The 20,803-nt window shown below is 62.0% G+C and carries 19 protein-coding genes; 5 read left to right on the top strand and 14 right to left on the bottom strand.

Translation table 11 applies throughout. The annotated features are described in order from the left end of the window. Window positions 1-141: 141 nt before the first annotated feature. The 5 genes from ACIQTW_RS07260 to ACIQTW_RS07240 all read right to left on the bottom strand — a co-directional run bounded on the left by ACIQTW_RS07260 (window position 142) and on the right by ACIQTW_RS07240 (window position 6,224). Window positions 142-2,331, bottom strand: a complete 2,190-nt coding sequence (locus ACIQTW_RS07260) for a transglycosylase domain-containing protein (RefSeq protein WP_402935410.1) — start codon at window positions 2,329-2,331, stop codon at window positions 142-144. A gap of 107 nt (window positions 2,332-2,438) precedes the next feature. Next, on the bottom strand, window positions 2,439-2,939 hold the full coding sequence (locus ACIQTW_RS07255) for a sensor histidine kinase (protein ID WP_402935407.1): 501 nt from the start codon (window positions 2,937-2,939) through the stop codon (window positions 2,439-2,441). Between the two features lie 198 nt (window positions 2,940-3,137). Then, a complete protein-coding gene (locus ACIQTW_RS07250) occupies window positions 3,138-3,836 on the bottom strand; it encodes an aspartate/glutamate racemase family protein (RefSeq protein WP_402935406.1) in 699 nt (232 codons plus the stop codon). Next, window positions 3,826-5,265 carry an MFS transporter gene (locus ACIQTW_RS07245; protein WP_402935405.1) on the bottom strand — a complete coding sequence of 480 codons (1,440 nt, stop codon included), beginning with the start codon at window positions 5,263-5,265 and terminating at the stop codon, window positions 3,826-3,828. The genes ACIQTW_RS07250 and ACIQTW_RS07245 overlap by 11 nt, the downstream gene beginning before the upstream one ends. A gap of 371 nt (window positions 5,266-5,636) precedes the next feature. After that, window positions 5,637-6,224, bottom strand: coding sequence for a DinB family protein (locus tag ACIQTW_RS07240; RefSeq protein WP_402935401.1), 588 nt, complete (start codon window positions 6,222-6,224; stop codon window positions 5,637-5,639). Between the two features lie 274 nt (window positions 6,225-6,498). Between ACIQTW_RS07240 and ACIQTW_RS07235 the strand changes: the two genes are divergently transcribed. Further along, a complete protein-coding gene (locus tag ACIQTW_RS07235; protein ID WP_402935394.1) occupies window positions 6,499-6,819 on the top strand; it encodes an MmcQ/YjbR family DNA-binding protein in 321 nt (106 codons plus the stop codon). 85 nt (window positions 6,820-6,904) lie between these two features. Continuing rightward, entirely contained in the window at window positions 6,905-7,207 is a 303-nt protein-coding gene (locus tag ACIQTW_RS07230) for a hypothetical protein (RefSeq protein WP_402935392.1), read from the top strand. A 73-nt stretch (window positions 7,208-7,280) separates the two neighbouring features. Here ACIQTW_RS07230 and ACIQTW_RS07225 read toward each other — a convergent pair whose 3' ends face one another. Genes ACIQTW_RS07225 through ACIQTW_RS07210 form a run of 4 tightly spaced genes read right to left on the bottom strand, consistent with a single transcriptional unit; the run spans window position 7,281 to window position 12,389 of the window. Continuing rightward, window positions 7,281-8,093 (bottom strand): bifunctional allantoicase/(S)-ureidoglycine aminohydrolase, encoded by an 813-nt coding sequence (locus tag ACIQTW_RS07225; RefSeq protein WP_402935389.1) that lies wholly within the window; start codon window positions 8,091-8,093, stop codon window positions 7,281-7,283. Between the two features lie 14 nt (window positions 8,094-8,107). Beyond that, complete coding sequence (locus tag ACIQTW_RS07220) at window positions 8,108-9,370, bottom strand: DUF6986 family protein (protein WP_402936260.1); 1,263 nt, start codon at window positions 9,368-9,370, stop codon at window positions 8,108-8,110. Window position 9,371: 1 nt separating this feature from the next. Beyond that, window positions 9,372-10,970: a malate synthase A gene (gene aceB / locus ACIQTW_RS07215; RefSeq protein ID WP_402935387.1), complete on the bottom strand. Its 1,599-nt coding sequence runs from the start codon at window positions 10,968-10,970 to the stop codon at window positions 9,372-9,374. An 18-nt stretch (window positions 10,971-10,988) separates the two neighbouring features. Beyond that, entirely contained in the window at window positions 10,989-12,389 is a 1,401-nt protein-coding gene (locus tag ACIQTW_RS07210) for an NAD-dependent malic enzyme (RefSeq protein WP_089596170.1), read from the bottom strand. Between the two features lie 221 nt (window positions 12,390-12,610). Between ACIQTW_RS07210 and ACIQTW_RS07205 the strand changes: the two genes are divergently transcribed. After that, window positions 12,611-13,366 carry an IclR family transcriptional regulator gene (locus tag ACIQTW_RS07205; protein ID WP_402935384.1) on the top strand — a complete coding sequence of 252 codons (756 nt, stop codon included), beginning with the start codon at window positions 12,611-12,613 and terminating at the stop codon, window positions 13,364-13,366. A 60-nt stretch (window positions 13,367-13,426) separates the two neighbouring features. On the opposite strand, the gene ACIQTW_RS07200 is transcribed toward ACIQTW_RS07205, so the two are convergent. The 3 genes from ACIQTW_RS07200 to pucL all read right to left on the bottom strand — a co-directional run bounded on the left by ACIQTW_RS07200 (window position 13,427) and on the right by pucL (window position 16,636). Further along, entirely contained in the window at window positions 13,427-13,894 is a 468-nt protein-coding gene (locus ACIQTW_RS07200) for a DUF2867 domain-containing protein (RefSeq protein ID WP_402935381.1), read from the bottom strand. 140 nt (window positions 13,895-14,034) lie between these two features. Beyond that, window positions 14,035-15,543 (bottom strand): nucleobase:cation symporter-2 family protein, encoded by a 1,509-nt coding sequence (locus ACIQTW_RS07195; RefSeq protein ID WP_402935378.1) that lies wholly within the window; start codon window positions 15,541-15,543, stop codon window positions 14,035-14,037. A 178-nt stretch (window positions 15,544-15,721) separates the two neighbouring features. Next, window positions 15,722-16,636, bottom strand: a complete 915-nt coding sequence (pucL, locus tag ACIQTW_RS07190) for a factor-independent urate hydroxylase (protein ID WP_017200642.1) — start codon at window positions 16,634-16,636, stop codon at window positions 15,722-15,724. Window positions 16,637-17,006: 370 nt separating this feature from the next. Between pucL and ACIQTW_RS07185 the strand changes: the two genes are divergently transcribed. Further along, window positions 17,007-17,183, top strand: a complete 177-nt coding sequence (locus ACIQTW_RS07185) for a hypothetical protein (RefSeq protein ID WP_014922716.1) — start codon at window positions 17,007-17,009, stop codon at window positions 17,181-17,183. A 248-nt stretch (window positions 17,184-17,431) separates the two neighbouring features. Here the strand turns inward: ACIQTW_RS07185 and ACIQTW_RS07180 are convergent, their stop codons facing one another. Together ACIQTW_RS07180 and ACIQTW_RS07175 are read right to left on the bottom strand one after the other, a co-directional pair. After that, window positions 17,432-18,367: a type IV toxin-antitoxin system AbiEi family antitoxin domain-containing protein gene (locus tag ACIQTW_RS07180; protein WP_402935373.1), complete on the bottom strand. Its 936-nt coding sequence runs from the start codon at window positions 18,365-18,367 to the stop codon at window positions 17,432-17,434. 151 nt (window positions 18,368-18,518) lie between these two features. Further along, window positions 18,519-19,862, bottom strand: coding sequence for an 8-oxoguanine deaminase (locus ACIQTW_RS07175; RefSeq protein WP_402935370.1), 1,344 nt, complete (start codon window positions 19,860-19,862; stop codon window positions 18,519-18,521). 435 nt (window positions 19,863-20,297) lie between these two features. Here ACIQTW_RS07175 and ACIQTW_RS07170 point away from each other — a divergent pair, with 435 nt between their 5' ends. Further along, complete coding sequence (locus ACIQTW_RS07170) at window positions 20,298-20,792, top strand: nucleoside deaminase (protein ID WP_017200639.1); 495 nt, start codon at window positions 20,298-20,300, stop codon at window positions 20,790-20,792. Window positions 20,793-20,803 lie beyond the last annotated feature (11 nt).

The raw sequence follows: 20,803 nt of genomic DNA, 5'->3' as shown, positions 1-20,803 counted from the left end.
GTTGTGGGGCCTGCTCTGCAGCCTTTCGCGAAGGAATAGTGCGCAGACTGGGCCTCGCAATGTGGGGTGGGTTTGTTGTGGGGCCTGCTCTGCAGGCTTTCCCGAAGGAATAGTGCGCAGACTGGGCCTCGCAACGCAGCGTCAGCGCCGCGTCAGCGTTGGGGTCGCCGGCACGGTGGGCGCGGGGGACGGGGGTGGAGCCGGCGCCACGAACGGCCCGCTCGGATAGAGGGCCACGGCTTCCACCATGTAGTTAGCCCATTGCGGCCCGGCGATCATGTACCCGTCCAAGGATTTGTAGAACTTGCCGTTGATGGTGACGTTCTGCCCCGCCCGCTGTTGTCCCGCCGTCGTATCTCCAAAGAACGACGCCGTAGCCAGGGTCGTGGTGTACCCGGCCACCCATGTGGCGCCGTTGTTGTTGGACGTTCCTGTCTTGGCGGCAACGGGTACCTTCGTGTGGACCTTGGGTTCGATCCAGACGCCGGAACCCACCTTCATCACATCCTGCAGGACGGCGTTCACTCCGCGGGCCACGGCCGGTTTCACGGCCTCCCGGCACTCCGGCGTTTGGGCTTCGTACTCCCTGCCCTGGGAATCGCTGATCTCGGTGATCGCGATGGGCTCGCAATATGTGCCGTCATTGGCAAATGTGGCGTAGGCACTGGCCAGGACCAGTGGGGCCACGCCGATGGAGCCGAGGAGGTTGCCGATCTGGTGCATGTTGACGGGTGCATTGTCCAAGCCGCTGTGCAGGCCAACGGCGTCCACCATCTTCTGGATCCCGCAGAAATCCAGTTGAGCTGCAGTGGCGAAGGTGGCGGTGTTGATGGAGTTGTAGAGGCCGTAATTGATGGGCATCGGGCGGTAGTAGCCGTCTTCGTTGTTTTGCAGATCGTCGTCGGCGCCCAGGTTCTGGGCTTTCTGGGCGGTGCTGTAACCGCCAAGGACCTTGCCGCAGCTCGAACGCCAAGGGAAACCAACGGGGTACACCCTTCGGGAAGCATCCACCACTGCGGTGGGGTGCTTGCCCTCGTTGAGCCACTCGGCGTAGATGAACGGTTTCATGGTTGAACCGGGCTGGAAGCCACCCGCACCATTGAGGTCGTAGCCGTTCTCGTCTTTGGCATCCACATTGAAGTTCAGCTGGGTATCGTACTTCCCTTCCTGGGGTACGAACACCGTATTTTGGGCCATCGCCAGGATTTTCCCGGTACCCGGCTGAACCGTGGTCATCGCTGCGCCCCACTTGTCCGGGTTGGCTCCGGCGGATGCGTCCACCTGTTGCTGGGCGAGGTTCTGGAGCCGGGTGTCCAAGGTGGTTGTAATGGTCAGGCCCCCGCGATACAGAAGCCTCTCACGATCCTCCACGGTTGCCCCGTAATCCTCGTTGTTCAGGATCAGGTGGGAAACGTAGTCGCAGAAGTAGGTGGCGAACGATGTGCCCGCACAACCCTGCAACGAAGGCGTGATGTCCAACTCAATGGGAGTGGCCACCGCCACGCCATGATCCACCGCCGTGATCCTGCCCTGTTCCAGCATGCGGTCCAACACCAGGTTGCGGCGGTTAAGTGCAGCCTGGGGATCGGCAACGGGGTCATAAATGCTGGGGCCATTGACCAAACCTGCCAGGAGGGCTGCTTGGGGCAGGGTCAGATCCATAGCCGAGGTGCTGAAGAAGTAGCGGGATGCGGCTTCGATGCCGTAGGCGTCCCGGTTGAAGAACACGATGTTTAGATAACCCTCAAGGATTTGGTCCTTACTGAAGCGCTTCTCCAGTTCCAGGGCAAGCTTGATCTCGCGCAACTTGTCGCCTACGGTCTTCTGGCCACTGAGCACGACGTCCTCGGGCCGGCCCTCGGACAGGCGGGACTCGTTAAGTACGTTGGTGACGTACTGCTGGGTCAGCGTGGAAGCGCCTTGCCTGGTGCCTTGGGTCAGGTTCGAACTCAGCGCCCGCATAATACCTTGGGCGTCCACACCCGCGTGCTCGTAAAAGCGGCTGTCCTCGATCGCGATGATCGCTTCACGGATGAACGGAGACATCTCGTTCAAGGGCACCTTCACCCGGTTCTCGGCGAAGAAGGTGGCTATGAGTTGCCCGTCAGCAGAGACCACCGTGCTGGAAAGCGAAGGAGAATCGACGTCGAGTTCGGCCGGTAAGCTCTGATAAAACCCTACGGAGCCGTGCACGGTGGTGCTGGTGAAGGCAATCACGGGGGCCAGGAATCCTGTGATCAGCACCCCGCAGAGAGTGCTCACGAAGAAGAACCCGATGACCCTCAAGAGGACCCTGCCAAGACCTAGCTTTTGACCCTTGTTCCGCTTCATTTTCGTGCCACTCCCTAGGGATGTCAGGCTGAAAAGTAGCTACAGAATACGTCCCACAATGCTGTGGGGCTATGGGTTTGACGACCAAATATGGTCCCAAATCGGACTCAATCCAGCGGCAGCGTAACCCTCACAGTGGTGCCCCGCCCAACCGCAGAATCGATGTCTACTGTCCCGCCGGCGTCGTGCACTGCAATGGACATCAGCAGCAATCCGAAACCGTGCCGCCGGCCACTGGGAGCTGCGTGAATCTCGAAACCGGTGCCATCGTCCGTGACGGTGATCTGAATGCCGTGGTAAACGGCGTTGAGCCGGACTGTGAGCTGGCTGGCGTTCGCGTAGTTGAGGGTGTTGCTGAAGGTCTCCTGCGCCACGTGATAGAGGAGGGCGGCGGCTGAGGAGGAGATCTCGATGCCGTGATGCGGGGTGTGCCAGTGCACTGTGACGCCTGCACGCCGGAGCGGTGCTGCCAGCCGGTCGATGCATCCCGCGACACCCAGCGCGTAGAAATCCACGGGGTGCTGGTCCTGGATGATGCCCTTGACGGAGACCACCTCGGTTAGTGCTGATGCCTGTTCCATTGCTTCCCCCACATCGTCGTGTTTCATACTGGAAATTCGTTGCCGAAACCCCTGTGTATTGGTGCTTCGTCTGCTTCCAGCGTGGCGCTGCTATATCAAGGAACCTTTTCGATTGGCTCAAGTTCGCATCAAGTTTGTGGGGCATACTTGCGGACCCCCTGCCGGGTTGTTTAAAGCGCCCGACGACGGCACTTGAGTGCCGTCGTCGGGCGTTGCTCTTTGTGTTTAAGACAGAGCCGCGAGCACCAGCTGACAGGCGCTTGGGATCGGTTGGATGATGTCGACGGCGATTGTCTCCGCCAGCCGCCGCGCGGTGGCGCTGAGTGGGCCGCCGGCGATGATGACTGCCTCAGTGTTGTCAGTGGCCGTAGCCTCTGTGACGGCGACCGCCAACTCCTGGAACTGGCGTTCAGGGTCTGCCGCCAAGTCCAAGGGGTCGGACAGCGTCAGCCGGACACCGGTGAAGTGCTCCTGGAACCCATGGTCTGCCACCAGTTTGCCCAGGGCTTCCACCAACAATGGTGTGCTTGTTGCCATACCGAAGTGACGGAGCCCGCCGTGAGAGTTCTGTGCCGCGGCGTAAACGGAGCCTTGTCCTATGCCGATCACCGGAATATCCAGTTCGTCGTCCAACTGTGCCCGCCCCGGATCACCTATCGCTGCAACGATCACAGCGGCCACCCTGCCGCCGTCGGGCCCGGAAAGATAGCCGTGCACAGCATTGCGGACGTGCGCCTCAGATTCGGATAAGGAAACCGGATCCACGATCATGGAAGGCCCGGCGGCCGCGGTAATGCCCACAACCCGGAGACCATGCGGCGCCAAGGTCTCCTGAGCCACGTCCACCATCATGGTTGTGGTGTTGCCGTTGGTGTTTGGATTGACCAGAAGGACTGTGTCCGGGCTGGAAACGCTAGTGTCCATAGATCGCAGCTTCCTCGTCATCGCCCGGTTCAGCGTCCTCTTCCAGCGGCTTGTTGAAGGTCTCGGGCGGGAATTGGACCACGATCGCCAGGATGACGAACAGCACTGCCAGAGTGGTGAACATTCCCGGCAAACCGGCGGAGTCGAACACGGCCCCGGAGATGAGCGGGAACAGGCCTCCGGACAAAGAACCCGCTGCCAGGATGATGGACGTGCCGAAACCACGGGTGCGCGTGGGGTAGAGCTCCGGCGCAAACAGCCAAATGGTGGTGTTAAGGATGATCACCGAGAAGTTGAAGACGACTCCGAAGATCACAACGAGCACGATGTCGGTGGCAAGGAAGGCCATGGACAGCCCGGACAGGCAGCCAAGAATTGCGGCCGCTGTGAGCACTTTCTTCCGGGGCAATCGGCTGGCGAGGTAGGCGGCTGTGCAGGCACCCAGCAATGAACCCGACTGCATGATCAGCGTGAACCAGAGGCTCGTGTTCACGGCATAACCGCGGGACACCAGGATGGTGGGCATCAGCGTCAGCATGGAAATCTGGGCGGCGTAGGACATGCAAACGGCAATGCACAGCAGCACCGTACGCTTGAGGAGCTTGCCGCGGAGGGCGTCCTTCCAGTGGCCGGACGATTTCACCACCACAGGATCGGGTACTGCCGTGATGTATGTTTCCGGGTCCTTGATGGGGCCGGAGAGCTTGTTGCGGGCAAGCCGGGTGATGACGAGGTTTGCCTCATCGATTTTGCCTTGGGAAGCCAGGAAACGCGGCGTTTCCGGGACGTACCTCCTGAAGAACATCACAAGCAGGGCGGGGATGAAGAGCAGGCCGAACACCCAGCGCCACTTGTCCGGGCCGTCGAAGAGCGTGAAGACGAGGATGCCGAAGGCCGGTGCCAGCATATTGCCCAGACCGGCTGCGGTGACGTTGATCAGTCCCACTGCGGTGCCCCGGTGTTTGGCGGCGAAGAACTCCGCCATCATGATCACGGCAACGGCTATTTCACCACCGAGCCCGAAACCGACAATGAAGCGGCCTGCGGCCAAAATGGGGTAGTTCGGGGCAACGGCGCAGAGCAATGAGCCACCGGCGAAAATGATGAGGTTGATGACCAGCATGTGCCGTCGGCCGTATTTATCGACGATGAGGCCCGTCGCTAGCCGTCCAAGTGCGGTTGCCGTAAACGTCATTGTGTTCAGCAAACCGATTTCGGTGGCGCCCAATCCCCACGATTGGCGGAGGATGGGGCCGGTGATTCCTACACTATTTTGTTCGAGGGCGTCGAAGAAGACGCCCAGCAGGATCATGAAGACAATTTGGCGATGTGCGCCAGTCACGCCAATCCGTTGATACGCGCCTTCGATTTGTTTGGCCAGGGATCCGGTCCGCGGTGTTGCAGCCTCCTGGGCAAGGTCTTTTTCCACAGTGCGCTCCTATCTGAGCTCTGAAGGTTTCATTCATTGCCACGCGAATGGTTCCGTCATGCGGAATGCGAATATCACATGAGGGAATGTGATGGAGATTACACTTTGGGATACCAAAAGGCCATGGTTGGCGTGTAAACAGAATGTGACCGGGAGCTCATCAAGAGGTGGTGGCTGGTGCGTTGCGACTCCCTTTAGAAGCCTAGACGCCCGGATGCACCCGAAATTGGTTGCTTTTCGCGCAACATTGCGGTCAAAAGAGGTCAGGACGCCGCAGCCCACAGCCACCGAACCTCGCTTGGAAGAATCCAGGCATAGGGGCCCGAGAGCCCGCTAGTATGCCAGCGTCTTACCGAACCCCCTATGAAGGTTTAGGCGGTGCTTTTGCCTGCCTGCCGTGCCGCCTGCTCAATGCGGGCACGATGGCCTGCCCACTCTTCCGTGGACCGGCCGGGGATGTTCGGATCGCCCGGTCTCTGCCCGATGTTGCCGTCAATGAGTTCGCGAATAATGTCCGCGTGCCCCGCATGCCTAGACGTTTCCACGCACATGTGGACCAGGATCTGGTGGAGAGTGACGTTCTTCTTTTCCTCCGACCACCACGGCACAACGCCCCGAGCGTCCAAGGGGAGGGACTGTAAGGTCTCATCGCTGTGTTTGGCAGAGAAGTGGTGAAGCTCCAGGATGTCTTCGCGACTCTCCGTTGCCGGAACCCACATGTCCGAATCCGCTGCGGCATCGTCGGCAAACCACGGCAGTTCCCTGCCGCTGGGCCGGCCAAAGGTTTCACCGAAATACCCCAGTTCCGCACTGGCCACATGCTTGACCAAGCCCAGCAGGTTGGTTCCCGTGGGTGTCATTGGCCGGCGGGCGTCGTACTCGCCCAGCCCGTCCAGTTTTCCGAGCAGGTCCGTCCGGCGGAGGCGCAAGTACGTGAGCAGCGTCGCTTTCTCATCCATGGTCAGGACTTTACCGAAGGGGTCCGACACTTCCGGGACCGCGGCCGTGACTTCGCGGGAACCGTGCCGGACCGCCGGAACGCTTGGGCGGTTTGGCAGCCTTCCCGCCGACCGCGCACGTTTCCGGCGACTTGGGACCCCGGCGTAGGACTCGACGACGGCGCTACCGCGGGCTGGTGTTGATGACGCAGAAGTGGTTGCCGGTCGGCATTCGCCCGGCCTCATCGCGGGAGGGTCTCTTGTGGCAGAACAAGGGCGAATGCGACAGTGAACCATGGCCACAGAGGACGACGTAAGACGCATCTGCCTGAGCATGCCCGGAGTCACTGAGCGCCCCAGTTGGGGGCAGCCCGCGTGGTTCGCCAAGTCCCTCATGGCGCGCATATGGGAAGAGGGCGTGGGTACAGTCAAAACCGACGAACGCGAAGCGCTCGCAGCCATGGAACCTAGCACTTTCTTCTGGACGCCGCACCACGATCAGTCCCCGAAACTGATGCTGATCCGCTTGGAGAACATTGATGTGGAAGAACTCGACGAACTGCTCCAGGAGTCGTACAGAATTGCCGGCGGCCCGGGCAAACCCAAACCCAACTAAGTCGCAGTTAATGCCGTTTTGAGGGCTCAAAACGGCATGTGCTGCTACTTAGTTGGGTGCACGCGCGCAGGCTAGACTCGGCCGCATGGGGGAAAACAACATACTTGGGGAACAGCACACACCGCAGCCTTCGCGCAGGGTCTCTGCCGTCGTCGTGCCTTTGCTGGGGCTGATCGCCGTGATCGTGGGGCTGATCGTGGCGTGGACCAACCAAAGCACCAGCTTCGGTTGGTTTGCCTACGCGCCTTTGAGTGAAACGGTCTTCATCGGGAACGGTGGGGCAATGGTCAGCCAAGGTACGCAGATCGGCTTGGCCGTGACGGTGGTTGGCCTGCTGGTGCTCGCGTTCCGGGCCGGGCTGGCCATAGGCCGCCGCAGAAGCCGCTGAGTCCGCCGGAAACGCACGAAATCGCCGGAAGGCTCCCAGCGAACTGGCAGCTTTCCGGCGATCTCGGCGCAAATCAGGTGAGCTTCACCTGGCGGTTCATGTCCTTGTACAGCAGGTAACGGAACTCGCCCGGACCACCGGCGTAGCAAGCCTGCGGGCAGAACGCGCGCAGCCACATGAAGTCGCCGGCTTCCACCTCAACCCAGTCATTGTTAAGCAAGTACATGGCCTTGCCTTCCAGGACGTACAGGCCGTGCTCCATGACGTGTGTCTCCGGGAAGGGGATCACGCCGCCGGGCTGGAAGGTGACGATGTTGACCTGCATGTCATGGGCCAGGTCGCTGGAGTCGGTGAAGCGCGTGGTCTTCCAGACGTCGTTGGTGTCCGGCATGGAGGTGGGCTCCACGTCCTTCTCGTTGGTGACGAAGGACTTGGCTTCGAAGCCTTCAAGGCGTTCGTAGGCCTTGCGGATCCAGTGGAAGGAAACGATGTCGTTGGAGACGTTCTCCAGACCCCACTCTGCGCCGGCGGCAAGGTAGGCGTAGCCGCCCTCTTCGAGGTGGTGCAGTTCGCCGTCAAGGGTCAGGTTGACCTGGCCCTTGGTGACGAAGATGACGCCTTCAACGCCGGGCTCAAACTCGGCCTTCGGAGCGCCGCCGCCCGGTGCAATCTCCACGATCAGCTGGGAGAACGTGGTGGCGAAGCCGGAGATCGGACGCGCGATGATCCACGAACGCGTGTTGGAGAAACCCGGCAGGTTGCTGGTGACGATGTCCGTCATGACGCCCTTGGGGATCACCGTATAAGCCTCGGTAACGATCGCCCGTTCCGTGGTGAGGTGGGTCTGCGGCGGCAGGCCGCCCTGCGGGTAGTAGTACTTGCCCATGCGAAATGCTCCTATCAGTGGGAAGTCGGTTGCGCGAGCCGCGGGTGCGCCAGTGCGGTCAGCCGTGAAAGTTCGACGCCGGCAAGCGCCTTGACCTCGTCGGTCCCCACTGCGCCGCATTGGACGCCACGGAGGACGAAGCCAGCCAGGGCGCGGGCGGTGGCGGGCTCATCCATGACGCCGCCTTCCGTGCGTTCCACGTAGTTGCGGAGGCGGAGGGCCGCGGCGGGGAGACCTTCGCGGTAGAAAGCGTACGACGCCGAGAAGCGGCTGGGTAGCTGGGCTGCGTGCAGATCCCAGCCCTGGTAATAGCCGTTTTCCAGGGAGCGACGGACCAGCCGGCCGTGCAGCCTCCAGGCATCCTCCACGCCATCACCCACGGGGATGATGTTGGTGGAGCCGTCGGACAGGCGGATACCCGTTCCGGCGACGGCGAGCTGCATGACTTCCTTGGCGAAGTCGGCCACGGGGTGCTCCATGGACTGGTACTCCGCGGAGATTCCCAATGAGGCACTGTAATCGTAGGTGCCGTAGTGCAGGGCACTGATGCGGCCCGGGACAACGTGGGGGAGCTGTGCCACAGGGGATGTTCCATCGGCGCCCAGAATGAGCTGGGGTGTTTCCACCTGGACCTCAAAGCGAAGCCTGCCAGCAGGAAGTCCGTGGACTTCCTCAAGGCGGGACACTGCGAAGTCCATCGCCTGCACCTGTGCCACCGTGGTGACCTTGGGAAGGGTGAGGATCAGCCCGGCCGGGAGTTCACCGGCAGCAGCCAACGTGGACACGAACAGGTCCAGGGTCTTCAGGCCACGGGCGCGGGTGGGGGCTTCGAAGCACTTGAAGCGGATGCCGATGAACGGCGGAGCTGTTCCGGCCGAAACTGCAGCGGCAACAGCCTTGGCGGCAGCAACGGCGTCGGCGTCTTCTGCCTCATCGCCGCGGTCGCCATAGCCGTCTTCAAAGTCCAAACGGAGGTCTTCGATCGGCTCAGTAGAAAGCTTCGCAGCCACACGCTCCGCAACAGCGGCAGCCAGGTGGGCCTCCTGGCCCAACAGCTGCCCCAGTTTTTCGAGGCCGCCGTGAGCTTCCGCCGCCGCGAGCGCCTGGGCGCCCCACTCTGCAGCAAGGGAAGGCGTGAAGCGGTCGGCCGGGATATAGACGGTGTGGATGGGCTGGCGTGAGCCGTCGTCGCCGGGGTAGTTGCGGTCAAGCAACTGGTCAGTGGCGGCGAGCTGGGACTCGATGTGGGCCAGATCAGAGGAAGAGAACGAGCCCATCTCAGCCCACCAGCTCATACGCGGGAGTGGTGAGGAAGTCCGTGTAATCGTCGGACAGACAGATGTCCTCAATCAGCTTGGACGCGGGCTCGTAGTACGCCTTGAAGTTATCGTCACCGAACTCGATGCGCAGGCGCTCGGTTTCCTCGCCCAGGATGCGGGTGACGAGCTCGCGGGTCACGGTGTTACCAGTGTCCGCGAGGACGGACTTGTTGCGGATCTGCTGCCACACCTGCGAGCGGGAAATTTCCGCAGTCGCCGCGTCTTCCATGAGGTTGTGGATGGCAACGGCACCGCTGCCGGAAATCCAGACTCCCGTATAAGCGACGGCGACGTACAGGTTCAGGCGCAGGCCGGCTTCGGTGACCGTACCGCCGGCGGAGGCGACGTCGATGAGCTGCTCGGCCGTGACGCTCACCTCGGGGCGCTGCTTGTCGAGCTGGTTGGGCCGGTTACCGAGTACGGAGTCGAAGACTTCGCGGCAAGTGGAGACCAGGTCCGGGTGTGCAACCCAGGAGCCGTCGAAGCCATCGTTTGCCTCGCGGGTCTTGTCGGCGCGGACCTTGTCGAAGGCTGCGGCGGTGACGTCCGGCTGCTTGCGGTTGGGGATGACAGCGGCCATGCCACCCATGGCGAAGGCGCCGCGCTTGTGGCAGGTCTTGACCAGGAGTTCCGTGTAGGCGCGCATGAACGGGGCCGTCATGGCAACGGTTGCGCGGTCCGGGAGGACGAATTCTTCGCCCGCATCACGGAAGTATTTGATGATGCTGAAGAGGTAGTCCCAACGTCCGGCATTCAAGCCTGAGGCGTGGTCGCGCAGTTCGTAGAGGATCTCGTCCATCTCGAACGCTGCCGGGATGGTCTCGATGAGGACCGTGGTGCGGACGCTGCCCTGCGGGATGCCGAGGAAATCCTGGGCGAACACGAAGACGTCGTTCCAGAGGCGGGCCTCAAGGTGGCTCTCCATCTTGGGCAGGTAGTAGTACGGGCCGTGGCCGTTGAGGAGAAGCTGCTTGGCGACATGGAAGAAGTGCAGGCCGAAGTCCACCAGCGCACCCACGGCGGGTTCGCCGTCGATCAGCAGGTGGTTCTCTTCCATGTGCCAGCCGCGGGGGCGGGCAACAACAACAGCCAAGGGAGCGTCCGTGCGGAGGCGGTACTCCTTGCCCTCGGGCGAGGTGTAGCTCAGGGTGCCCTGGGCAGCGTCGCGAAGGTTGAGGATCGCGTCGATGACGTTGGGCCATGTGGGCGTGCTGGCGTCCTCGAGATCGGCGAGCCATACCTTGGCGCCGGAGTTCAAGGCATTGATGGCCATCTTGGCGGGGGTTGCAGGGCCGGTCATCTCAACGCGGCGGTCCTGCAAAGCTGCCGGTGCCTCGGCAACCTTCCAGTCGCCGTCGCGGATTTCCTGCGTCTCCGGGAGGAAGTCCAGGCGGCTGGTGTCCGCAACCTTCTGGCGCTTGACCTTACGCGCTTCCAACAGCTCGTTGCGGGTGCCGGCGAAGCGCTTGTGCAGCTCCTCGATGAAGGCCAGTGCCTTGGGGGTGAGGATTTCCTCGGCACGATCGATCGGCCGGGGATCGGTGACTGTGATAGCCATGTGAGCGGATTCCTTTTTCTAGAGTGCGCTGGCGGCGTTGGCGTGCGCAGCATTGGCTACGGCGGTCGCAACATCGGCGGCAACATGGGGATCGAAGACGCTGGGGATAATGTAACTCGCGTTCAGCTCATCGTCAGCTACCCGGTTGGCAATTGCCTCGGCTGCGGCCACCAGCATGTTCGGCGTAATGTCCGAGGCTCCGGCGTCCAGCAGGCCCCGGAAGAAGCCCGGGAAGGCCAGCACATTGTTGATCTGGTTCGGGAAGTCGCTGCGGCCGGTGGCAACCACGGCTGCGTGCTTGGACGCAACAACCGGATCAATTTCCGGCGTCGGGTTGGCCATGGCGAACACGATTGCATCCTCGGCCATGGAAGCGACCTGCTCTTCGCCGATTACGTGCGGGGCAGAGACGCCGATGAAGACGTCCGCTCCCTTGAGGGCGTCGTGCAGGGTTCCGGAGAAGCCTTCTTCATTGGTGTTCGCCGCGATCCAGCTGCGGTGCTCGTCGTCGTACTTTTCGCCCGAGTGGATGGCGCCTGAGCGGCCGGCGGCGATGATGTGCTGCGCGCCCTGGGCCTTGAGGAGCTGGATGATGGCCGAGCCGGCAGCGCCGACACCGGAAACGACGATCTTGACCTCGGACAGCTTCTTGTCCACAACGCGGAGGGCGTTGACCAGGGCAGCGAGCGTAACGATCGCGGTGCCGTGCTGGTCGTCGTGGAAGACCGGGATGTCCAGTTCTTCGCGGAGGCGGTTCTCGATCTCGAAGCAGCGCGGTGCGGCGATGTCTTCGAGGTTGATACCGCCGTAGACGGGGGCCATGGCCTTGGCGATCATGATGATTTCTTCGGTGTCCTGGGTGTCCAGGCAGACCGGCCAGGCGTCAACGTTGGCGAACTGCTTGAACAGGGCAGCCTTGCCTTCCATGACGGGCAGGGCAGCGGCGGGGCCGATGTTGCCCAGGCCCAGAACGGCCGAACCGTCGGTGAGGACTGCGATGGTGTTGCGCTTGACCGTCAGGTTGCGGGCCGCGGCCGGGTCTTCTGCGATAGCCATGCAAACACGGGCGACGCCGGGAGTGTAGGCACGGGACAGATCGTCGCGGTTGCGCAGGGCGACTTTGGGGACGACTTCGAGTTTGCCACCGAGGTGCATGAGGAAGGTGCGGTCCGAGACGTGCTGTACGGTGACGCCGTCGAGGGCGTTCAGGGCGTCCTTCACGCGAGCTGCGTGGTCGTCGTCGGTGGTGTTGCAGGTGACGTCAACAACGATCGTCTCGTGGTGGGATTCCGTGACGTCCAGTGCGGTGATCGCTGCACCGGCTGCGCCGACGGCTGCTGCCAGTTCGCTGGTAGCGGTGAAGCTCGACGGTGCGGCGACGCGCAGGGTGATCGAGTTTCCGGGGCTCGGATTCGCCATTGAAATTCCTCCTGTAAGGCCCGTTCCCGGGCCGCCGTTCCAAACTGAATGTTTTCGTATTATGGATATTATTATCTACAAAGTGGAAACACAACCCCTTGCTTGGTCATGTTCGGTGTCATCGCGCAGGTGGGCGCTGTGCTGTATGTTGGGTGTTCTAAGCAATTCTTTTCACGATGCGGATAAGAGTTGTCGGAATCTGAGTCATTGGAGACAAGGGAATGGCTGAAAAAGCCTCCGGAGGCGTGCAGTCCGTTGAGCGCGTCTTTGAACTGCTGGAACTGATCACGGATGCGGGTGGCGACGTCACCTTGAGCGAACTTTCGTCGTCCACTGACCTCCCCCTGCCCACCATCCACCGCTTGCTGCGCACGCTGGTGTCCCTCGGCTATATCCGCCAGCTGCCCAACCGTCGCTACGCCCTGGGTCCCCGGCTCATCCGGCTCGGCGAAGGTGCCAGCAAGCAACTCGGCGCCGTGGCCCGTCCGCAGCTGAAGACGCTCGTGGAACGCCTCGGTGAGACCTCCAACATGGCTGTGTTGGATTCCGACATGGTCATTTACGTGGCCCAGGTCCCGTCCATGCACTCCATGCGCATGTTCACCGAGGTAGGCCGCCGCGCCCACACGCACGACACCGGCGTGGGCAAAGCCATCCTCGCCCAGCTGGACGACGACGTTGTCCGCGGCATCGTGGCCCGCACCGGAATGCCCACTCCCACGGCCAAGAGCATCGGCGACATCGACTCCCTGCTCGCGGATCTGGCGTTGATCCGTGAGCGTGGGTACTCCATTGACGAGGAAGAGCAGGAGCTCGGCGTGCGCTGCTTCGCCATGGCCGTGCCCAATGCGCCCACGCCGACGGCGATCTCCGTCTCCGGCCCCATCACCCGCGTTGACCAAAGCTTCGCCGACCGCGCCGTGCCCATGCTGCGCGAGGCTGCCATGGCGATCTCCGCGGAGCTCAACCAGAACTGATTTTCTTACGCCGAGTTGGCAGATAATGCCCATGTTTTCCAAAAACATGGGCATTATCTGTCAGCTCGGAGCGGATTTTGAAAGGGTGGCTTTCCTCAGCATCGCGTTCACAACGATCGGGTGAACCGGCCGCACGACGCCGAAGTACAGCTTTCCCCTCCAGCCTTTGAACTCGACGGCGGTAGTCACCCTGATGAGCCGGCTCACCGGATCCACCCCGACGGCGGCTGCGAAGTTCAAGTGCTTGTCCCTGACGAAGATCAGGGCTTCTTCGCCCGCCTGGTCCGTCACCTTGAACGTGTCCCGCGGTGCCTTCGGAACGCCGATCAAGGGCACAAGCGCCTGGCGCAAACCCATGGCGGCGGCAACCCAACGCGGCATGGACTCCAAGGAGAACAGCTGCCCGGCCCATTCCCCGGGGTCCGTCCCGGCGCCATCCGGGAGCGGGGCCAAGCACACGTCTGCGTAGTCCGGGGTCGGGATCTCGCGGAAGGCCAGTGAGCGGAAGCAGGGTGGCTGTTCGGTCATGGGCTGATCCTACGGTGCGAAGCGTGCAGGTGAGCTTCCCGCGCGGGTGAGTGCCGCCGTCGTACGTTCTGCGCGAGATGACACTTGGCGCCCATGTTTTCGATAAACATGGGCGCCAAGTGTCAATCCGCGGCAGAAATCTAGTGCTCCGACGCGCTGGACGTCTTAAGCGGGACTTCCTTGCCGTCGGCGTCGATGAGCTTGCCGTTCTCGAAGCGGTCGCCTTCGCTGAGGCACTTGATGTCCTCTTCGCTGACGATCCGGTCAGTGCCAGCGACGAACACCGACTGGTTGTCCGAGTTGCCGGCCTTGAGGTGGTTGAAGAGGATGTTCAGCAGGATGGCCATGACGGCTGCCGAGCTGATGCCGGAGTGGAAGATCGTGGAGAACCAGGACGGGAACGCGTCGTAGAAGGACGGCGCGGCGATGGGGATCATGCCGAAGCCGATCGACGCCGCCACGATGATCAGGTTCATGTTGTTCTTGTACTCAACCTTGGCCAGGGTACGGATACCGCTGGCTGCCACGGTACCGAAGAGGACGACGCCGGCGCCGCCCAGGACGGGCGTCGGAACCGCTGCGACCACGCGGCCCAGGATCGGCAGGAGGCCCAGGATCACCAGGATGAGGCCGCCGGCGCTGACCACGAAGCGGCTCTTGATGCCCGTGATGGCAACAAGGCCGACGTTCTGGGCGAAGGCGCTCTGGGTGAAGGAGTTGAACAGCGGGGAGATGGCGCTGGAGAGCATGTCTGCGCGGAGGCCGTCGCCGATGCGGCGGGAGTCCACCTTGGTATCTACGATCTCGCCCACTGCGATGATGTCTGCCGAGGTCTCCGTCAGGGTCACCAGGATGACGATGAGCATGGAGATGATCGCGGCAATTTCAAAAGTGGGAGCGCCGAAGGCGAACGGCGTGGGGAATGCGACGATGTCGCCCTGGCCAACCTTGGAGAAGTCGGCCATGCCTGCCACGAACGCGATGATGGTGCCGATGACCATGGCCAGCAGGATTGAGAGCCTGGAAATGGCGGCGTTGCCAACCTTGCTGAGGAGCAGGACGACGCCCATGGTTGCTGCTGCGAGCCCGATGTTGGCCATGCTGCCGTAGTTATCGGCCTTGGCGTTGCCGCCCATGGCCCAGTTTGCTGCCACCGGCATCAGTGTGAGGCCGATTGTAGTGATCACTGTTCCGGTAACCACGGGTGGGAAGAACTTGATGATCTTGGAGAACAGGGGAGTGATTGCCAGGCCAATCAGCGAGGCCACAATGACCGAGCCGAACACCGCCTGGATCCCGCCGCCACCTTGGACGATCGCCACCATGGTGGAAACACCAGCGAAGGAAACGCCCTGTACCAATGGCAACTGCGAGCCGAAGAACGGAATGCCGACGGTCTGCAGGATGGTGGCCAGGCCGCCAACGAACAAACAAGCGGCGATGAGGAGGCCGATGTCCTGCGAGGACATGCCGGCAGCCGCACCGATGATCAGCGGCGGGGCAATGATTCCCCCGTACATGGTGAGGACGTGCTGGAAGCCGTAAGCGAACGTGCTTCCGATGGAGAGCCGCTTGTCCTCTGGACGTTCCGGCTTGTGCGACTGCGAAGGGGTGGTATTCGCAGGGCGGGATTTCTTCTTGATGTTCATGGCAGACTTTCTGGGTTCATGGCAGACGTCTTCGTCTGGCTAACTGTGTCTGGCTAACAAAATCTTGGGTTGTTTGGGGTTGGGTTTGTGTGCAGGCCTGGCCGTTACGGGGCGCCGTTGGGGAGGCCTGCACACAAACCCTTGGGTGGTGCGTTTTTAGTGCTGGTTTGGTGCGGGCTTAGCAGAAGCCGGCGATGCCGCTCCAGGCAACGGGTGCAGCTTCGATGTTCTCGCGCTGGACGGTTGCTTCGATAAGGCCGTACGGGCGATCCGCGGCGAAGAAGACCTCGTTGGGGTTGTCCAGGCCGAACGGGCTCAGGTCAACCAGGAAGTGGTGCTTGTTGGGCATGGAGAACTTGATCTCGTCCACTTCGCTGTGTGCTTCCAGGACCTTCTTGCCCATGTCGAACAGCGTCTGCTGCAGGGCGTGGGAGTAGTTTTCCGTGAAGCCTTCGAGCAGGAGGGCTTTGATGTCCTCGTAGCTCTTGTTGAAGTCCGTGCCGGCGAAGTCCAGGTTGGTGTTGTAGCGCCAGCGGGCGGATACATCGGTGGCCAGGATGCGGTCGGTGGTTTCCGGCAGCGTGGTGTACTTGTCGCGCGGGTAGCCGACAAAACCGGACTGCGTGGTCTTCAGGACGGTCAGGTCCTTGAGGCCGGAAATCACGTGGGTGGTTGCGCCATCACGGACGACGACGGCGGTACGCACCTCTTGTCCGTTGCGGACAAAGCTGTGGTCGTGTCCCTCGCCGTGGGCCTGGATACGATCCCAGCTGTAGGCTTCGGCTTCCCAGCGACCGCCGGTGACCCAGTCGAATCCGCCGGTGAAGTGGTTTGCGAGGCGAAGCAGGAAGGACTCGGGTGAGCCTACGCCTTCACGGGCAAAGGCGTAGACCGTGTTCTTCTGGGTGTCGGTCGCAACGACGTGGCCGTTGTCGCCTTCGAGGTGGGCCGCCTGGAAGTCGCCGCGCAGCTGCGAGGTGACGTTCAAGTCTTCAATGTGGTGGCGGTCGGTATCCCGGGTGACCTTGACGACGCGGACTTCTGCCTTGCCGTACTGGTTTTCGCCGAGGACGATGTTGTTGCTCATGGTCATATCCCAACTTCTGTGAGGTGGAACCTAGGTTCCATCAATGAAATTAAGCGCGTGTTTCCACTGCGTTTCTGGTGGAGCCGACCCAACAAAAAAGAGCCAGCATCCATGGATGCCAGCTCATTACGACCCTGCCTGCTGCTCTCAGGTTACGTGACCTACGCCACGAACTGATTCGAGAGTAGCGCACTAATTCGTCTTGTGTATACGGGTTCCGGAGGATCGTTATGAACCATCCAAATGTGACCGGGGCAACTGGGTTTGGCTCCTCGGAGGTCTTGACGGCTGCTTTCGCCGCTGCCTACACTTTCCACATAACAATAAAAGATTTCCGAAGTACGGAAACTGCTTGCATGAGAAAGAGGAGGAACAGATGGACTCGAAGGATACGAACAACGTCGTGGAATTCCCGGCGCCGGGTCAGGAGCTGTACCTGCCCTTCGGTGCGACGGATCCCGACTTCTACATTCCGGCCGACTGTGACCGCAAAGCCGGCGGGTTCTCCCGTTGGCTGCGCGCGCTCCCGGTGTTCGGCCGGCAGCGCCCCTAGATCCCCGGCGGCCCCCTTTCCTCGCAAGCTCGGACAGGGAACCCTGCCGCCGTGGGCCCTTATGGGGACGGACTCTGCGCAACAGAGCCAACGAGGCGGGCGATATCTGGGGAGGTATCGCCCGCTTTTCCGGGTGCTGCCTGACCGTCGCGCCCGCGCCCACCGCCCCGCGCCTGTCCGTTTCGTGGGTTGCCAGTGCAGCGTGCCGTGCGAACCATCGAATGCACAGCGAACCCCCGAGATGGGCTCTAGCTTGCTCTCCGCAAAACGCTCAGTACGCTCGTTTTGAACTCCTGCTCCCTGAATAGGTCCTGCCACTTGATTCGGATGAACTTCCAGCCGAGCTTCGTGAGGGCCTTTTCTCGCTGCCGTTCCTGGTAGATCACCTCGGCGGTGGGTGCGTAGTCGAAGTACTTGACCTTGCCGTCGAACTCCAGGGCCACCTTCTTTTCCTTCCATGCGAAATCCATCCGATGGTGACCTTCGGCTGACGCCACCTTCACCTGTAGTTCGGGCAGCTCGATACGCAACCTTTGGAGCAGCTCGCGGGTCAGGGTTTCGCCGGGTGACTCGGATCTGGCATCGGCATTCTCCAAAGCTCGTCGAAGAGTGAGAACTCCGTTGCGTCCGGCCCGCGATGCGCACATCTCTTGCAGTTTCGAGGCGTCGGCACCCTTTCGGAGGGCGTGATCCATTAGCACCAGGGCTTGTTTGTAGTTGAGCATGAGGCAGCAGTCCATAACCGTCTGTTCCAACGTGGTGCAAGGCATTCCCTTGACGAAAACAGCCCCCATCATCGCCAGCGGGCGGGTGTGCGGTATGACGTCCTTGCCGTGTGAAGTGGCGGATGCTGTTGTTTCCGTCGTGATGTGGACTCTATTTCCAACACCCCACAGGAATAAGCCATGAAGACGCGCCGCTGAGGTGTGGCTGTAGACCAAACCGCCGCCCGACGTCGAAAGTGTGCCGTGTGCGTGCGCGGCGACTAGCTGCAGACTTTGAACCCAGGGCCTTTGGGCTGCCCACGTGCTGCCTCGAATATAGCAACCACGGCGGAGTCGTACTAAGGCGCCGGCGCGAACCAGCGCGGCAATCCTCCGATGGTTGATCCCTAGCTCGTGGAGCTCATCGGTCCGCCATAAATCCATACCCGCAGGAAGCTCGTTGCTGTTGCTCTGTGTCATGGATCAAGACTTCAATGAGCCGACGGGCAAAGACAGGGGCGGGTTTGACTATGTGGAGAAGCCCGCTTCGAGGGCTCGCTGCCGACAGTGCCGTTTGAACGGCATAATGCGCAGGGAACCGTCGAAACGGGCGGCCCACGAAAGCCGAAACCTACCCGGCCACCAACTTCCGCGCCGCCGCCGAGTGCTCCGCGATCAGCCCGGCGACGTCCAGCCCGGGAATTTTGCCGTCCACTACGCGCCAGGAACCGCCCACCATGACCCGGTCTGCACGGTCCGCCCCGCAGAGCAGCAGGGCGGCCACGGGATCGTGGCTTCCGGAGAACCGCAGCTCATCGGGCTTGAACATGGCCAAGTCTGCCTGGAGCCCTGGAGCCAGCTGCCCGACGTCGGAGCGCCCCAATACGGCAGCGGATCCACGAGTCGCCCATCCCAGAGCCCGCTCCACGGGAACCGAGGCGCCATAGCGCAGCCGCTGCAAATACAGGGCCTGCCGGGCCTCGAGGATCATGTTGGAGGCATCGTTCGACGCCGAGCCATCGACGCCCAGCCCCACAGGCACGCCCGCTGCCTCAAGCTCAAGGACGCGCGCCGTCCCGGAGGCAAGGCGCATGTTGGAGGTGGGGCAGTGTGCGACGGCGGTGCCCGCGGCTCCCAGCCTGGCGATCTCGTCGTCGTTGAAATGGATGCCATGCCCAAGCCAGGTGCGGGATCCCAACCAGCCCACGGATTCCAAGTAGTCCACGGTCCGCAGTCCGAACATGGAGCGGCAGAAGTCTTCCTCGTCGATCGTCTCGGCAAGATGGGTGTGCAGCCGGACGTCGAAGCGTTCGGCCATTGCGGCGCTCTCGGCCATGATCTCCTTGGTCACAGAGAAGGGCGAGCAGGGGGCAAGCGCGATCTGCACAACAGCCCCATCGCCCTTCTCGTGGTACTGACGAATCAGCCGTTCGCTGTCTGCGAGGATCGCTTCAGGCGACTGGACCGTGGTCCTGGGCGGCAGGCCGCCGTCGTCCTCTCCCAAGGTCATGGACCCGCGGGTCAAAGTGGCGCGCATTCCCATGGCACGAACTGCAGCTACTTCGATATCAATGGCGTCTTCCATGCCGTCGGGGAAGAGGTAGTGGTGGTCGGCGGCAGTGGTGCAGCCGGACAGCAGCAACTCGGCCAGCGCAACCTGCACTGCGAGCTCAAGGCTGCGCGGGGTCAGTCTCGCCCACACCGGATAGAGGTTCTGCAGCCAAGGGAACAACGGTGCGTTGGCCACGGGCCCCCAAGCGCGGGTGAGGGTTTGGTAGAAGTGGTGGTGCGTGTTGATGAGCCCGGGCAGGACCACATGGGCGGAAGCATCAAAGACGGAGCAGGGCGTGGACGGCTGCCCGCCCGAAGGCACGAGCTCCACGATTTTTCCGTCGGAAACCACCAGTCCGCCGCCGGCGTCGAGGTCGTTTGCGGTGAAGATACCCAGCGGGTTCTTGATCCAAAGAGGGGTCATGACAGGTTCCTTGTCTGGTCGGCGTGTACGCGTTCCAGCTCAGTTAGGCCCTGTCTGCTGATCCAGGTTTGCCCGACCGTCAGAATGCGGCCAGGTCCGAAAAGCGTAGAATGCCCGACGGCGGCAGTCAACGCCCGCCGGGCGCCGGCGGTCACATTCGGGCACGAGCCCGACGCCAGCCAGGCATCACCCCGCAGCAGTAACTAATTTCGCATCACGAAATTAAGTTTTCAAAAAACTATGGCGCGGCTCACAAACCTGGTGCTACGCTCTAACTGCCAAAGGCGGGCACCCGGACCTCGGGAAGCTATCTACCAGGCGCAACTTAACCTTCATCGCACATGCTGAAGCCTGGTAACCAAGCTAACTGGAGCTCCTCTCTGTAGCGCCCCCAAACAGGTCACCTGGCTTCCTCAGCACTAAGGAAGTCGCAACATGAGTACAACCGTCACGGCCGAGCAATTCCTGGCCACATCCATTGAGCTGGCAACAGCCAATGTCCTTAACAGTGGGGGCCCCTTCGGCGCCGTCATTGTCACAGCGGACGGACGAGCCTTCGAAGGCGTCAACCGCGTCACCGCCACGAACGATCCCACCGCACACGCAGAAGTCACGGCCATCCGTAACGCCTGCCGCGAACTGGGAACCTTCGATCTCAGCGGAGCAACCCTCTACACCAGCTGCGAGCCATGCCCCATGTGCCTGGCCTCCGCACTCTGGGCACGCGTTGACCGCGTGTTCTTTGCAGCAGACCGTCACGACGCCGCATCCGTCGGCTTTGACGACGCCGTCTTCTACGAGTACTTCGAGAACGACAACCGGGACGCGCTGATGCCGGTAGCCAAGCTGGAACTGGGCGACCCCCAGGCTCCGGCGGCCCTCCAGCCGTTCAACACATGGAACACGCTTGATTCCAGGATTGATTACTAGGGCCCGGTGGC

It is taken from the genome of Paenarthrobacter sp. NPDC090517 (assembly GCF_044769165.1).
Taxonomy (GTDB): Bacteria; Actinomycetota; Actinomycetes; order Actinomycetales; family Micrococcaceae; genus Arthrobacter.
This window is presented reverse-complemented; position numbering and strand designations above follow the sequence as displayed.

Bases quoted from the DNA above. Each gene is read 5' to 3' on its own strand.
- ACIQTW_RS07260 (WP_402935410.1), bottom strand. From the start codon at position 2,331: ATGAAGCGGAACAAGGGTCAAAAGCTAGGTCTTGGCAGGGTCCTCTTG.
- ACIQTW_RS07255 (WP_402935407.1), bottom strand. From the start codon at position 2,939: ATGAAACACGACGATGTGGGGGAAGCAATGGAACAGGCATCAGCACTA.
- ACIQTW_RS07250 (WP_402935406.1), bottom strand. From the start codon at position 3,836: ATGGACACTAGCGTTTCCAGCCCGGACACAGTCCTTCTGGTCAATCCA.
- ACIQTW_RS07240 (WP_402935401.1), bottom strand. From the start codon at position 6,224: ATGGATGAGAAAGCGACGCTGCTCACGTACTTGCGCCTCCGCCGGACG.
- ACIQTW_RS07235 (WP_402935394.1), top strand. From the start codon at position 6,499: ATGGCCACAGAGGACGACGTAAGACGCATCTGCCTGAGCATGCCCGGA.
- ACIQTW_RS07230 (WP_402935392.1), top strand. From the start codon at position 6,905: ATGGGGGAAAACAACATACTTGGGGAACAGCACACACCGCAGCCTTCG.
- ACIQTW_RS07225 (WP_402935389.1), bottom strand. From the start codon at position 8,093: ATGGGCAAGTACTACTACCCGCAGGGCGGCCTGCCGCCGCAGACCCAC.
- ACIQTW_RS07220 (WP_402936260.1), bottom strand. From the start codon at position 9,370: ATGGGCTCGTTCTCTTCCTCTGATCTGGCCCACATCGAGTCCCAGCTC.
- aceB (WP_402935387.1), bottom strand. From the start codon at position 10,970: ATGGCTATCACAGTCACCGATCCCCGGCCGATCGATCGTGCCGAGGAA.
- ACIQTW_RS07210 (WP_089596170.1), bottom strand. From the start codon at position 12,389: ATGGCGAATCCGAGCCCCGGAAACTCGATCACCCTGCGCGTCGCCGCA.
- ACIQTW_RS07205 (WP_402935384.1), top strand. From the start codon at position 12,611: ATGGCTGAAAAAGCCTCCGGAGGCGTGCAGTCCGTTGAGCGCGTCTTT.
- ACIQTW_RS07200 (WP_402935381.1), bottom strand. From the start codon at position 13,894: ATGACCGAACAGCCACCCTGCTTCCGCTCACTGGCCTTCCGCGAGATC.
- ACIQTW_RS07195 (WP_402935378.1), bottom strand. From the start codon at position 15,543: ATGAACATCAAGAAGAAATCCCGCCCTGCGAATACCACCCCTTCGCAG.
- pucL (WP_017200642.1), bottom strand. From the start codon at position 16,636: ATGACCATGAGCAACAACATCGTCCTCGGCGAAAACCAGTACGGCAAG.
- ACIQTW_RS07185 (WP_014922716.1), top strand. From the start codon at position 17,007: ATGGACTCGAAGGATACGAACAACGTCGTGGAATTCCCGGCGCCGGGT.
- ACIQTW_RS07180 (WP_402935373.1), bottom strand. From the start codon at position 18,367: ATGACACAGAGCAACAGCAACGAGCTTCCTGCGGGTATGGATTTATGG.
- ACIQTW_RS07175 (WP_402935370.1), bottom strand. From the start codon at position 19,862: ATGACCCCTCTTTGGATCAAGAACCCGCTGGGTATCTTCACCGCAAAC.
- ACIQTW_RS07170 (WP_017200639.1), top strand. From the start codon at position 20,298: ATGAGTACAACCGTCACGGCCGAGCAATTCCTGGCCACATCCATTGAG.